17 protein-coding genes are annotated in these 13325 nt (G+C 54.3%); 9 read left to right on the plus strand and 8 right to left on the minus strand.

Annotation, left to right across the window (positions count from 1 at the left end):
* Window positions 1-41 precede the first annotated feature (41 nt).
* The 3 genes from HV242_RS01690 to HV242_RS01700 all read left to right on the plus strand — a co-directional run bounded on the left by HV242_RS01690 (window position 42) and on the right by HV242_RS01700 (window position 2502).
* Complete coding sequence (locus HV242_RS01690) at window positions 42-335, plus strand: co-chaperone GroES (RefSeq protein ID WP_003855929.1); 294 nt, start codon at window positions 42-44, stop codon at window positions 333-335.
* A gap of 32 nt (window positions 336-367) precedes the next feature.
* Window positions 368-2011, plus strand: coding sequence for a chaperonin GroEL (gene groL, locus HV242_RS01695; RefSeq protein ID WP_014168284.1), 1644 nt, complete (start codon window positions 368-370; stop codon window positions 2009-2011).
* Between the two features lie 137 nt (window positions 2012-2148).
* A complete protein-coding gene (locus tag HV242_RS01700) occupies window positions 2149-2502 on the plus strand; it encodes a DUF4156 domain-containing protein (protein WP_020882965.1) in 354 nt (117 codons plus the stop codon).
* 63 nt (window positions 2503-2565) lie between these two features.
* On the opposite strand, the gene epmB is transcribed toward HV242_RS01700, so the two are convergent.
* A complete protein-coding gene (gene epmB, locus HV242_RS01705) occupies window positions 2566-3594 on the minus strand; it encodes an EF-P beta-lysylation protein EpmB (RefSeq protein WP_047743130.1) in 1029 nt (342 codons plus the stop codon).
* A gap of 40 nt (window positions 3595-3634) precedes the next feature.
* Between epmB and efp the strand changes: the two genes are divergently transcribed.
* The 3 genes from efp to ecnB all read left to right on the plus strand — a co-directional run bounded on the left by efp (window position 3635) and on the right by ecnB (window position 4646).
* Window positions 3635-4201: an elongation factor P gene (gene efp, locus HV242_RS01710; RefSeq protein WP_014882207.1), complete on the plus strand. Its 567-nt coding sequence runs from the start codon at window positions 3635-3637 to the stop codon at window positions 4199-4201.
* A 58-nt stretch (window positions 4202-4259) separates the two neighbouring features.
* Entirely contained in the window at window positions 4260-4391 is a 132-nt protein-coding gene (locus HV242_RS01715; protein WP_181616927.1) for an entericidin EcnA/B family protein, read from the plus strand.
* Window positions 4392-4499: 108 nt separating this feature from the next.
* Window positions 4500-4646, plus strand: a complete 147-nt coding sequence (gene ecnB / locus HV242_RS01720; protein WP_014168289.1) for a lipoprotein toxin entericidin B — start codon at window positions 4500-4502, stop codon at window positions 4644-4646.
* 38 nt (window positions 4647-4684) lie between these two features.
* On the opposite strand, the gene HV242_RS01725 is transcribed toward ecnB, so the two are convergent.
* Window positions 4685-5284, minus strand: a complete 600-nt coding sequence (locus HV242_RS01725; RefSeq protein ID WP_014168290.1) for a LuxR C-terminal-related transcriptional regulator — start codon at window positions 5282-5284, stop codon at window positions 4685-4687.
* 262 nt (window positions 5285-5546) lie between these two features.
* On the opposite strand from HV242_RS01725, the gene sugE reads away from it, so the two are divergent.
* Window positions 5547-5864: a quaternary ammonium compound efflux SMR transporter SugE gene (sugE, locus tag HV242_RS01730; protein ID WP_014168291.1), complete on the plus strand. Its 318-nt coding sequence runs from the start codon at window positions 5547-5549 to the stop codon at window positions 5862-5864.
* On the opposite strand, the gene HV242_RS01735 is transcribed toward sugE, so the two are convergent.
* Both HV242_RS01735 and blaACT read right to left on the minus strand, forming a co-directional pair.
* Complete coding sequence (locus HV242_RS01735; protein WP_014168292.1) at window positions 5861-6391, minus strand: lipocalin family protein; 531 nt, start codon at window positions 6389-6391, stop codon at window positions 5861-5863. The genes sugE and HV242_RS01735 overlap by 4 nt on opposite strands.
* Window positions 6392-6489: 98 nt before the next feature.
* Window positions 6490-7635 carry an ACT family cephalosporin-hydrolyzing class C beta-lactamase gene (blaACT, locus tag HV242_RS01740; protein WP_050737605.1) on the minus strand — a complete coding sequence of 382 codons (1146 nt, stop codon included), beginning with the start codon at window positions 7633-7635 and terminating at the stop codon, window positions 6490-6492.
* Between the two features lie 132 nt (window positions 7636-7767).
* Between blaACT and ampR the strand changes: the two genes are divergently transcribed.
* Window positions 7768-8643, plus strand: a complete 876-nt coding sequence (gene ampR / locus HV242_RS01745; protein ID WP_044866339.1) for a LysR family transcriptional regulator AmpR — start codon at window positions 7768-7770, stop codon at window positions 8641-8643.
* 29 nt (window positions 8644-8672) lie between these two features.
* Here ampR and frdD read toward each other — a convergent pair whose 3' ends face one another.
* Genes frdD through frdA form a run of 4 tightly spaced genes read right to left on the minus strand, consistent with a single transcriptional unit; the run spans window position 8673 to window position 11966 of the window.
* A complete protein-coding gene (gene frdD, locus HV242_RS01750; protein ID WP_032679414.1) occupies window positions 8673-9032 on the minus strand; it encodes a fumarate reductase subunit FrdD in 360 nt (119 codons plus the stop codon).
* 10 nt (window positions 9033-9042) lie between these two features.
* Window positions 9043-9438 (minus strand): fumarate reductase subunit FrdC, encoded by a 396-nt coding sequence (gene frdC / locus HV242_RS01755; protein WP_014168296.1) that lies wholly within the window; start codon window positions 9436-9438, stop codon window positions 9043-9045.
* Between the two features lie 10 nt (window positions 9439-9448).
* Window positions 9449-10183, minus strand: coding sequence for a fumarate reductase iron-sulfur protein (gene frdB / locus HV242_RS01760; protein ID WP_020882957.1), 735 nt, complete (start codon window positions 10181-10183; stop codon window positions 9449-9451).
* Window positions 10176-11966: a fumarate reductase (quinol) flavoprotein subunit gene (gene frdA / locus HV242_RS01765; protein ID WP_014168298.1), complete on the minus strand. Its 1791-nt coding sequence runs from the start codon at window positions 11964-11966 to the stop codon at window positions 10176-10178. Before frdA ends, frdB begins: the two co-directional genes overlap by 8 nt.
* Window positions 11967-12276: 310 nt before the next feature.
* On the opposite strand from frdA, the gene epmA reads away from it, so the two are divergent.
* Entirely contained in the window at window positions 12277-13254 is a 978-nt protein-coding gene (epmA, locus tag HV242_RS01770; protein WP_050737604.1) for an elongation factor P--(R)-beta-lysine ligase, read from the plus strand.
* Window positions 13255-13325 lie beyond the last annotated feature (71 nt).

The raw sequence follows: 13325 nt of genomic DNA on the forward strand, positions 1-13325 counted from the left end.
CATCCATAACTGATAATGACTTTCTCAAAGGAGAGCTATCAATGAGTATTCGTCCGTTACATGATCGTGTGATCGTCAAACGTAAAGAAGTTGAAACCAAGTCTGCTGGCGGCATCGTTCTGACTGGTTCTGCAGCAGCAAAATCAACGCGTGGCGAAATCATCGCTGTCGGTAAGGGCCGCATTCTGGAAAACGGAACTGTGCAGCCACTGGACGTTAAAGTTGGTGACATCGTAATTTTCAACGATGGCTACGGCGTGAAATCCGAGAAGATCGACAATGAAGAAGTGTTGATCATGTCCGAAAGCGACATTCTGGCAATTGTTGAAGCGTAATTTTACGCACGAGAATTTGAGGAAATAAGAACATGGCAGCTAAAGACGTAAAATTCGGTAACGACGCTCGTGTAAAAATGCTCCGCGGCGTAAACGTACTGGCAGATGCAGTTAAAGTGACCCTGGGCCCGAAAGGCCGTAACGTAGTGCTGGATAAATCCTTCGGCGCGCCAACCATCACGAAAGACGGTGTTTCTGTAGCACGTGAAATCGAGCTGGAAGACAAGTTCGAAAACATGGGTGCGCAGATGGTGAAAGAAGTTGCCTCTAAAGCGAATGACGCTGCAGGCGACGGTACCACCACCGCAACCGTACTGGCACAGGCTATCATCACCGAAGGTCTGAAAGCCGTTGCTGCGGGTATGAACCCAATGGATCTGAAGCGCGGTATCGACAAAGCGGTTACTGCGGCGGTTGAAGAGCTGAAAGCGCTGTCCGTTCCATGCTCCGACTCTAAAGCGATTGCTCAGGTTGGTACTATCTCCGCTAACTCCGACGAAACCGTAGGTAAACTGATCGCGGAAGCGATGGACAAAGTCGGTAAAGAAGGCGTGATCACCGTTGAAGACGGTACCGGTCTGGAAGACGAACTGGACGTGGTTGAAGGTATGCAGTTCGACCGCGGTTACCTGTCCCCATACTTCATCAACAAGCCAGAAACGGGCGCTGTTGAGCTGGAAAGCCCATTCATCCTGCTGGCTGACAAGAAAATCTCCAACATCCGTGAAATGCTGCCAGTGCTGGAAGCCGTTGCGAAAGCAGGCAAGCCGCTGGTTATCATTGCTGAAGACGTTGAAGGTGAAGCACTGGCGACCCTGGTGGTTAACACCATGCGTGGCATCGTGAAAGTGGCTGCGGTTAAAGCACCTGGCTTCGGCGACCGCCGTAAAGCGATGCTGCAGGATATCGCTACCCTGACTGGCGGTACCGTAATCTCTGAAGAGATCGGTATGGAGCTGGAAAAAGCGACCCTGGAAGACCTGGGCCAGGCTAAACGCGTTGTGATCAACAAAGACACCACCACCATCATCGATGGCGTGGGTGAAGAAGCGGCTATTCAGGGCCGTGTTGCTCAGATCCGTAAGCAGATTGAAGAAGCAACCTCTGATTACGACCGTGAAAAACTGCAGGAGCGCGTAGCGAAACTGGCAGGCGGCGTGGCAGTAATCAAAGTGGGCGCGGCAACTGAAGTTGAAATGAAAGAGAAGAAAGCACGCGTTGACGATGCTCTGCACGCGACCCGTGCAGCAGTAGAAGAAGGCGTGGTAGCTGGTGGTGGTGTCGCGCTGGTGCGTGTTGCCGCTAAACTGGCTGGCCTGACTGCTCAGAACGAAGATCAGAACGTGGGTATCAAAGTTGCGCTGCGCGCAATGGAAGCACCACTGCGTCAGATCGTTTCCAACGCCGGTGAAGAGCCGTCCGTGGTTGCGAACATGGTGAAAGCGGGCGAAGGTAACTACGGTTACAACGCTGCAACTGAAGAATACGGCAACATGATCGACTTCGGTATCCTGGATCCAACCAAAGTGACCCGTTCTGCACTGCAGTACGCGGCCTCTGTAGCGGGTCTGATGATCACTACCGAGTGCATGGTGACCGACATGCCTAAAGGCGACGCACCTGACTTAGGTGCTGCGGGTATGGGCGGCATGGGTGGTATGGGCGGCATGATGTAATCGTGCGCTTTACCGCTTAGAATGAGAAAAACCCCCGGGCAGAAATGCTCGGGGGTTTTTCTTTTGGTCATCTTTTTAGTATAAGGTTTACACACGGACAACATCTGCTGTCCAGCTTATTGAAAACGAGGAATAACATGCGCGTAAAAGTCTGTGCAGGGATCGTAGGAGCAGCATTGCTGCTGGCGGGTTGTAGCTCCAGCAATGAGCTGTCTGCTGCAGGTCAGGGCGTTCGCTTTGTTGAAGATAAGCCGGGTAACGAGTGCCAGTTTTTAGGCACGGCAACCGGTGAGCAAAGCAACTGGATGTCGGGTCAGCACGGTGAAGAAGGTGGATCTATGCGCGGTGCCGCTAACGCGCTGCGTAACCAGGCTGCAGAGATGGGTGGCAACGTGATTTACGGTGTGAGCAGCCCGTCGCAAGGGATGTTGTCCAGCTTCGTGCCAACGGCCAGCCAGATGAATGGCCAGGTCTATAAGTGCCCTAACTGATCTACATTGCTGATGGCGCTGCGCCCAACCCCGCCGGGCGGATAAGCGTAGCGCCACCTGCCATTATTGTTGCCGCAGTTGCAAATCCAGCGGCGTCTTACTCGGCTCACCGCCAATCTCTCGCGCCAGCTTCGGCACCATATAGCCTGAAACCAGCGTTAACAGTTCGCGCATAATCTGCCGGGCCTCTTCATCCGTGACCATGAAATGCGCCGCGCCTTGCACACGATCCAGTACGTGCAGGTAGTAGGGCATTACGCCCGCATCGAATAACGCATTACTGAGCTCCGCCAGAACCCGGGCATTATCATTCACACCGCGTAGCAACACGCTCTGGTTCAACAGCGTCACACCCGCTTTACGCAGACGCGCCATCGCCGCACGGAATGCCTCATCGATTTCATTCGCATGGTTGATATGGTTCACCAGCAGAACCTGTAAACGAGACTGCTCAAGGCGAGCGACCAGACCGTCCGTGATGCGTGCCGGAATAACAATCGGTAAACGGCTGTGGATGCGCAAACGCTTGATGTGTGGAATGGCTTCAAGCTGGGTCAACAGCCAGTCCAGCTCATGATCTTTTGCCATCAGCGGATCGCCACCTGAAAAAATGATCTCATCCAGTTCCGGATGGGCGGCGATATAGTCCAGGGCGACCTGCCAGTTGCGTTTATTACCCTGATTTTCGGCATACGGGAAGTGGCGACGGAAACAATAACGGCAGTTTACCGCGCAACCGCCTTTCACCAGCAGAAGAGCACGGTTGAGATATTTGTGCAGTAAACCCGGTACCACACTGTTCTGCTCTTCCAGAGGATCGGTGCTGTATCCTGGCGCCGATATAAACTCTTCCTGCGCAGTAAGCGTTTGTTTTAATAATGGATCGTCAGGGTTTCCTTTCTCCATACGGGCAACAAACGCGCGGGGAACACGCAGGGCAAAAAGTCGCTTAGCCTCGCGGCCTGCAAGCAACTCTGGGTGCTGATCGAGGTCTAACAGACGCAGCAATTCATCAGGACTGGTGATTACATCGGCAAGTTGCGATAACCAATCTTCTCTGGACGGGGTGTTTAGGGTTACAATATGCGCCATTTTGTGGCTTAGCTACCAGTTAACAAATTTAGAGGGCCTTATGGCAACGTACTATAGCAACGATTTTCGTGCTGGTCTTAAAATCATGATGGACGGCGAACCGTACGCGGTTGAAGCCAGCGAATTCGTTAAACCAGGTAAAGGCCAGGCATTCGCGCGCGTTAAGCTGCGTCGCCTGCTGACCGGTACCCGTGTTGAGAAAACCTTCAAGTCTACTGACTCCGCTGAAGGCGCTGATGTTGTCGATATGAACCTGACTTACCTGTACAACGACGGTGAGTTCTGGCACTTCATGAACAACGAAACGTTCGAGCAGCTGTCTGCGGATGCTAAAGCGATTGGCGATAGCGAAAAATGGCTGCTGGACCAGGCTGAGTGCATCGTGACCCTGTGGAACGGCCAGCCTATCGCTGTTACCCCACCAAACTTCGTAGAGCTGGAAATCGTTGAAACCGACCCAGGTCTGAAAGGTGATACCGCAGGTACTGGCGGCAAGCCAGCTACCCTGTCCACCGGTGCAGTGGTTAAAGTTCCACTGTTCGTACAGACTGGTGAAGTGATCAAAGTAGATACCCGCTCCGGCGAATACGTATCTCGCGTGAAGTAATTTACGTCAAGACTGAAGGCGCAGCGCCCGCTGCGCCTGTTTTTTGCAGGCAGGGATGATGAACCGTACCGTTAAAATTCTGCTTCTGTTAGCGCTGTCCAGCGCGTTGCTTTCCGGCTGTAACACCACGCGTGGAATGGGGGAAGATATCCTGGATCTCGGCCATATCATTTCTCACGCGGCCAGCTAACCCCGTCTAATTTTCCTAAAAATGCGTCCTTTTCCGTCAAACGACGGGATATTGTCTATTCTTAAGTTGCTATACACAAAACAACTTTGGCTATAAAAGGAAGATATTATGGTTAAGAAGACAATTGCAGCGATCTTTTCAGTCCTGGTACTTTCTTCAGTATTAACAGCCTGTAATACCACGCGTGGCGTTGGTCAGGATATTTCTGAAGGTGGTAGTGCAATCTCTGGTGCGGCAAGTAAAGCACAGCAGTAATTGAATAAACGGTACGGAACCAGACGGGTTTCGTACCGTCAGCTTTCTGATTCCTGCAGGGATAAAAACGGTGAATAACGCGTATCCATATGCAATTTCATGCGGATATTCCGTTTATAGGTATAGACCGTTTTACCGTTAATACTCAGGTGAGCCGCAATTTTCTGATTGCTGGCACCCTCCATCCACAACGTCAGCACTTTCTCCTCCTGGCGCGTCAGCAAAGGCGCGGTTACCTTTGGCTTTTCACTGTTCGCGTGCGAAATGAGTGCGTCGTGGATAACTGTCCCCAGTTGTTCAAGACGGGCATTTTTCAACAGCGATGACCAGACCGGGAATTGCTTCAGCCAGGCGGTCATTTCACTATCCTCACCCGATTGCAGCAAAATAAAGGGCACTCTTTCGCTGGCGTTCAGCAAAGATGAGAGGGACTGAAAGGGATGTACATCCTGTCTGAACCCATGCAGGTCAGCAATAACCAGCGTCGGTTTCCATTGCAGAATGTGCTCTCTGGCGAGGAAAAGATTATTCAGGCCGGTCACAACGACGTTTTCCGGAAATAAACCGGAATGATTGAGCCATGCTTCAAACCCGGTGCGGGTGAAGTGACAACGGTCAATCAAAAGAATTTTGAACATATTATATTCGCAGTCGGCTAGTGGTTTGGCTTCCTGCCATCAGAAAGCACATCATCATAGAGAAGTCGGATGAGTGATAAATGCCTGAACTGCGCGGCATACTGCGGCTATTTCTTGCCTTAACATGTTCAGCACAAAAGGATTGAAAAAAAATCGCACGCTAACCAAAATATGAGGTGTAATCTTTGCCTTGCGGGACGACCCGTAAGCGCTTCCTTCATCGGGGACGGCCCCAACTTGCATTTAAGTTAAGGAGCCTGAAATGTCCTGGATCATTCTTGTTATTGCTGGCCTGCTCGAAGTGGTATGGGCGATAGGTCTGAAGTACACCCACGGTTTTACCCGCCTGACACCCAGCGTCATTACCATCACCGCGATGATTGTGAGTATCGTTTTGCTCTCGTGGGCGATGCGTTCTTTACCGGTGGGGACAGCGTATGCCGTCTGGACGGGAATTGGCGCCGTGGGGGCGGCCATCACGGGGATCCTGCTGTTGGGTGAGTCAGCGAGTCTGGCGCGTATCGCCAGCCTCGCCCTGATTGTGGCCGGTATTATTGGGTTGAAGCTCAGCACCCATTAATGGGGTTGTTCTACCCAGATGAGTTTCGACACATCAAACCCTTGCCGGGTCGCGACGTCCAGCATCTGCTGTTTCATCTCAGGTGAAAGGGTTGGGGTGCGAGAGAGGATCCACAGATAGTTGCGATCCGGCCCGCAGACCAGCGCGTGACGGTACTCTCTGTCGAGCGCTATCACGTTATATCCGCCATAGAACGGGCCGAAGAAGGAAACTTTGAGCGCGGCCCGTCGCGGGTCGCCGGTAAAGTACGCTTGTCCAATCGACTGCTGCCACATCTCCCGGTCCGGATTATAGCCCCGGTTGATAACCTGAATACCGCCGTCATCCATCGGGCTGTAATTTGCCGTGACCTTCTCTAAACCCCGTTCAAAACGGTGGTCAAGGCGCGCGATTTCATACCATGTTCCAAGAAAACGTTGTGCGTCGAAATTGCTGACAACGGTGACGCCGGGAGGGGGAGTCGGGGAGCTGCAGGCAACCACTAAAAACGCGGCTGTCACTGCGGCGATAACAGGCAAAATGCGCATAGGAGTTTCCTTACTGTTTTTTGTTAAGTGTAGATGACAGCAAGGAAAATGCGGGAATTTTGCAGGCCGGGTGAGCATCAGCATCACCCGGCAAGATGTTACTGCAGAGCGCTCAGAATACGGTATGCCGCTTCCACGCGCGCCGGGTTCGGGTAGCTCTTGTTCGCCAGCATAACAATGCCGAGTTCCTTCTCAGGGATAAATGCCACGTAGCTGCCAAATCCGCCCGTCGAGCCTGTTTTATGTACCCATGACGCTTTTACCGGTGGTGCAGGAGGGTTCACTTCTGCCACGGGCAACGGTGCAAGCGCTACTTTGTTGTCGCTGCCCTCCACCACGGTTTTGGCTTCTACCGGCCAGTTGAGCATCTCCCAGCCCAGGCCCTGGTACATCGAGCCTGTGCGCCAGTAGCGAGACTGTGCAAGCACCATGCCCTGCTTCAGTGAGGTATCCTGTACGCCATCGGGGGCCATGTTAGCCACCACCCAGCTCGCCATATCCTTCACGTTGGTTTTCACGCCATACGCTTCGGCGTCGAGCATGCCCGGGGAAACGTGAACCGCTTTACCGTCACGATAACCCCAGGCGTAATGCTGTTCTTCTGACTTCGGAACGTTTATCCACGTATGGTTCAGGTTAAGCGGCTTCAGGACCCGCTCCGTCATGGCCTGCTCAAAGCGCATGCCAGAAGGTTTCACCGCCAGAGCCCCAAACAGACCGATGCTGGCATTCGCATAAAGACGCGTGGTGCCTGGCGCCCACTGTGGTTGCCAGGACTGGTAAAAACGCAGCAGCGAGGCATTATCGGTAACCTCATCGGGCACCTGTAACGGCAGGCCACCGGCAGTATAGGTTGCCAGGTCCAGCATGCGAACGCCCTGCCACTGTTTGCCGGTCAGCTCAGGCCAGTATTTGGTCACCGGATCGCCCAGCGAAATTTCACCGCGAGCAATAGCATCGCCACCCAGAACGCCGGTGAAAGTTTTGCTGATTGAGCCCAGCTCAAACAGCGTTTGTGCAGTGACGGGTGTGTTCGCGGCGACATCGGCCTTGCCGAAGGTGAAGTAGTGCGGCTGGCCCTGATAGATCACGGCGACCGCCATACCCGGAATAGACTGCGCTTTCATCAGGGGCGTAACGGTACGTTCCACGACCTTCGCCAGCTGTGTTTCTGACAGAGGTGCGGCTAATGCAGCGCAGGAGGTGCTGAGCAGCAGGGCGCAGCACAGGGATTTTTTCATCATCAGTTATCTTCCGTAATAGCGAGTCAAGGGAGTGTCCGGGCCCGTCAGACATACCCAGTCTGTTGGATTTGACTGTGGCTGACAAACGGTTAAATTTAGCATTAGCTGTTAATTTTTCTAACGGATGGGTCGATGACACGCAGCTATTTACCGCTTAATTCGCTTCGTGCCTTCGAAGCCGCTGCAAGGCACCTCAGTTTTACTAATGCTGCCATTGAGCTGAATGTCACCCATTCAGCCATCAGTCAGCACGTTAAGACGCTGGAACAACATCTGAACTGTCAGCTGTTTGTCCGGGTTTCGCGCGGATTGATGCTGACGACAGAGGGCGAGAATCTGCTGCCGGTGCTGAACGATTCGTTTGATCGTATCGCCGGCATGCTGGATCGCTTTGCCAGTCATCGCGCGCTGGAGAAGCTTAAAATTGGCGTGGTGGGGACTTTTGCTACCGGCGTGTTATTCGCGCAGCTGGATGATTTCCGTCGCCGCTATCCGCATATCGATCTGCATCTTTCGACCCATAATAACCGTGTCGATCCGGCCGCCGAAGGGCTGGATTACACGATCCGCTACGGTGGAGGGGCGTGGCATGGCACTGAAGCGACGTTTCTGTGTTCTGCGCCGCTGGCTCCGCTGTGCACGCCTGAAATTGCCGTCGGGCTACAAGCACCGGCGGACATGCTGAAGTTTACGCTGCTGCGCTCCTACCGACGCGACGAATGGTCGGCATGGATGCAGGCCGCGGGCGAACTCTCGCCGTCACCAACGCATCGGGTGATGGTGTTTGATTCATCCGTTACCATGCTGGAAGCCGCGCAGGCCGGCGTGGGAATTGCTATCGCGCCTGTGAGTATGTTCACTCATCTGCTGAACAGCGAACGTATCATTCAGCCGTTTGCGACACAGATTGAGCTGGGCAGTTACTGGTTAACCCGATTGCAGTCACGGACAGAAACCCCTGCAATGCGTGAGTTTGCGCAGTGGCTGGTGGGGAAAATGCAGAAATGACAGGCCCGCCGGGAGGCGGGCCTGATGTATCAGATAGTAACCACCGCAATCAGTGTAACCACCGTCAGGATGGTTGCCAGACCGTAGAACACCCATTTCCCGCTCGGGACATGGATTTTCAGGTCATGCATCGCATGGTGAATACGGTGCAGGCCACACCACAGCGGCAGGACGATCATCAGGAAGAGGAACACACGGCCAATAAAGCTGCTGGCAAAGGCCAGTACTCGCTCGTAACCCAGCGCATCGCCCGGAAACAGCCCCAGTGGCAGCATAATACCGACCAGCAGGATGATGACCGGCGCGATGATGGCGCTCCACATCCCCCCTGCGCCAAACAGTCCCCAGAAGACCGGCTCGTCAGAACGTTTTGGATTTGGATTAATCACAGTAGTCTCCTTACCAGAACAGTGCGACAAACAGAATGACCACAGTGACGAGGATCGTCACGCCCCATAGCCCTTTAATGACCGGCTCTGGCCCCATTTTCTCGTCTTTAATGATGATGTTCGCCGCTTTTGGCGCCAGTTCAAACCAGGTTTTGGTATGAAGCAGCGCTGCCGCGAGCACAATCAGGTTCAGGATCACGATGATGGGGTTTTGCAGGAAGCCGACAAAGCTGGCCCAGGTTTCAGGGCCATGTTTGAGGGCATAAACGCCATACATCAGCTCCAGGCTGAACCAGACCGCCGGCACCGCGGTGCCTTCACGCAGCATATAGAAGCGATAAAACGGCAGTTTCTTCCACCAGGTGGACGGCATTGGCCGCACGTAGGCTTTGCGTTTAGTCGTCATTATGCACTCCTTAGCGTGGTTTCAGGGTGGCGATAAGAAAGTCTTTCGAGCTTTCCACTTTACCCTGCTGAATAGCGGCGGCCGGGTCGACGTGCTTTGGACAGACTTCGGAGCAGTAGCCCACAAAAGTACAGCTCCAGACGCCGTTCTGGCTGTTAAGCTGCGCCATACGTTCTTTTTTACCGTGGTCGCGGCTGTCCTCGTTATAGCGGTGCGCCAGGGTAATGGCCGCCGGGCCAATAAACTCTGGATTCAGGCCAAACTGTGGACACGCGGCGTAGCACAGACCACAGTTGATGCAGCCGGAGAACTGATGGTATTTCGCCATCTGAGCTGGTGTCTGGGTGTTCGTCCCCTGATCCGGCGTACGTGGATTGCCGATGATGTACGGCTTAATCGCTTCCAGACTTTCGATAAAGTGGGTCATATCGACCACCAGATCGCGTTCAATCGGGAAGTTACCCAACGCTTCTACTTTGATGCCTTTGGTGTATTCACGCAGGAAAGTTTTACAGGCCAGTTTCGGCACCTTGTTGACCATCATGCCGCAGGAGCCGCAGATTGCCATACGGCACGACCAGCGGTAGCTCAGGTCCGGCGCAAGGTTATCTTTGATATAGCCGAGCGCATCCAGCAGAGAGGTTTGCTCGTCATAAGGGACTTCATAGAATGCGCTGTGCGGTGCGGTGTCCACTTCCGGATTGTAGCGCACCACTTCGATTTTCAGTTTCTGCATCTCAGCCATTCGCCTTCTCCTTCTTCTCGGCGGCTTCTGCTTCTGCGCCATACACGCGTTTAGCCGGTGGCAACGTCGTGATTTTCACGTCGCTGTAGTCCAGACGGGTGGTGCCATCCGCATCGCGCCAGGCGAGAGTGTGTTTCAGGAAATTGACGTCATCACGTTCGGTGCAGCCTTCATCAAGACGCTGATGCGCGCCGCGTGACTCTTTACGTGCCAGCGCAGAGTGCGCCATACATTCCGCCACGTTCAGGCCGTGACCCAACTCAATGGTATAGAGCAGGTCTGTGTTGAACACGCTGGAGGTATCGGTAATGCGCACGCGCTTGAAGCGTTCCTGCAGCTCTGCCAGCTTATCCACGGTTTTTTGCATCAGCTCAGGGGTACGATAGATACCGCAGCCTTCCTCCATCGACAGGCCCATCTCGTCGCGGATTTTCGACCAGTTTTCATTTCCTTCCTGGTTCACCAGGTTTTTCAGCCGTTTTTCGACGTCAACGACCTGGGCATCCAGCGCCGCGCTGTTCGCCTCGCCCGCGGTGGCAGCACGCTCCATCGCGCGTTCGCCCGCCATGCGGCCAAAGACCACCAGCTCCGCCAGTGAGTTTGACCCCAGACGGTTAGCACCGTGCAGGCCGACAGAGGAGCACTCGCCCACGGCAAACAGCCCTTTAATGCGGGTTTCGCACTGCTGATCGGTTTCGATACCGCCCATGGTGTAGTGGGCCGTTGGACGTACCGGAATCGGCTCTTTCACCGGATCGACGCCAACATAGGCTTTTGCCAGTTCGCAAATGAACGGCAGACGTTCCAGCAGTTTCTTCTCGCCAAGATGACGCAGGTCGAGGTAGACCACATCGCCGCGTGGCGTGGAGATGGTGTTGCCTTTGCGCCACTCGTGCCAGAAGGCCTGAGACACTTTGTCGCGCGGGCCCAGTTCCATGTATTTGTTTTTCGGCTCGCCGAGCGGGGTTTCCGGGCCCATGCCGTAATCCTGCAGATAGCGGTAGCCATTTTTATTGACCAGGATCCCGCCTTCACCACGGCAGCCTTCCGTCATCAGAATGCCGGAGCCCGGCAGGCCTGTAGGGTGATACTGCACGAACTCCATATCCCGCAGCGGCACGCCGTGGCTGAGCGCCATGCCCATGCCGTCACCGGTGACGATACCGCCGTTGGTGTTGTAGCGGTAAACACGCCCCGCACCGCCGGTAGCCATGACCACCGCGTTGGCGCGGATCTGGACGAGGGTGCCTTCCATCATGTTCATCGCCACCAGACCGCGCGCCTGACCGTCATCAACCAGAATGTCGAGGACGAAATGTTCGTCAAAGCGCTGAATCTGTGGGAACTGAAGGGAGGTCTGGAACAGGGTGTGCAACATGTGGAAGCCGGTTTTATCGGCGGCGAACCAGGTGCGTTCGATCTTCATCCCGCCGAAGCGGCGAACGTTGACGCTGCCGTCCGGACGACGGCTCCACGGACATCCCCACTGTTCAAGCTGGGTCATCTCCGTAGGACAATGGTGTACAAAGTAGTCAACGACATCCTGCTCGCAAAGCCAGTCGCCCCCTGCAACCGTGTCGTGGAAATGGTATTCGAAGCTGTCATGATCCTGCGCAACGGCGGCGGATCCTCCTTCTGCGGCAACCGTATGGCTGCGCATCGGATAGACTTTTGAAATCAATGCGATTTTAGCGTTGGGATTAGCTTGTGCTGCAGCAATCGCAGCACGTAATCCAGCCCCGCCAGCGCCTATAACGGCAAGATCGGCTTGAAAAGTTTGCACGACATTCCTCCAGATTTTTGTTATTTCGCAACGCGATAAACTAAAGGTAGTTCACCCGTCCAAAAGGACGATTGCGAAAGCGTTTCCACTGCTCCTTTATGGGTAAAGCAGTATAACCGCGTGGATGTCAGGGAAATTTGACGTGTTCGATTTTTTTGCTGTTCTGTGCGGCGATTTATCGCGGTGAGTAATGAATTTCGTCGCGCAATTGTTCACCTAAATGAAATGCGCTTTTTTACTGCGCAAAATTTGTCTCCGTCCCTGGTAACGAGTAGACTTCGTGCCCTTGTCTGAAATCGGAGAAAAACTCATGAGCGAAACGGCCACCTGGCAGCCGAGCGCATCCATCCCCAACCTGCTAAAACGCGCTGCAATTATGGCGGAGATCCGCCGCTTCTTTGCCGACCGCGGCGTCCTTGAGGTGGAAACCCCGTGCATGAGTCAGGCAACGGTAACGGATATTCATCTGGTCCCGTTTGAAACCCGTTTTGTTGGTCCTGGCCACTCACAGGGCATGAATTTGTATCTGATGACCAGTCCGGAATACCACATGAAACGCCTGCTGGCGGCAGGGTGTGGCCCGGTCTATCAGCTGTGCCGCAGTTTCCGTAATGAAGAGATGGGGCGTCACCACAATCCGGAATTCACCATGCTGGAGTGGTACCGTCCGCATTATGATATGTACCGCCTGATGAACGAGGTGGACGATTTGCTGCAGCAGGTGCTGGAGTGCTCAGAAGCGGAAACGCTCTCTTATCAGCAGGTTTTCCAGCGTTACCTAGAAATTGATCCGCTCTCTGCGGATAAAGCGCAGCTGCGCGAAGTGGCGGCAAAACTGGATCTGAGCAACGTGGCAGATACCGAAGAAGACCGCGACACGCTGCTGCAACTGCTCTTCACCTTTGGCGTTGAGCCGCAAATTGGCAAAGACCGGCCGACGTTTGTATATCACTTCCCGGCAAGCCAGGCTTCGCTGGCGCAGATCAGCACCGAAGATCACCGCGTGGCGGAGCGTTTTGAGGTCTATTACAAAGGTATCGAGCTGGCGAACGGCTTCCACGAACTGACCGACGCACGCGAACAGCAGCAGCGTTTTGAGCAGGATAACCGCAAGCGCGCGGCACGTGGTCTGCCGCAGCAGCCTATTGATACCCATCTGCTGGATGCATTGAAGGCGGGCCTGCCGGATTGCTCCGGCGTGGCGCTGGGCGTTGATCGTCTGGTGATGCTGGCGCTGGGTGCAGAACAGCTGGGCGAAGTGATCGCGTTTACGGTCGATCGCGCATAACGCACCGTATTGCCGGGTAGCACTGTCGCTTACCCGGCTCTCCTCTGATGTCAATTAACCTTTCCATTTCC

Origin of the sequence: Enterobacter sp. RHBSTW-00593, from assembly GCF_013784105.1 — a bacterium.
GTDB lineage: Bacteria > Pseudomonadota > Gammaproteobacteria > Enterobacterales > Enterobacteriaceae > Enterobacter > Enterobacter ludwigii.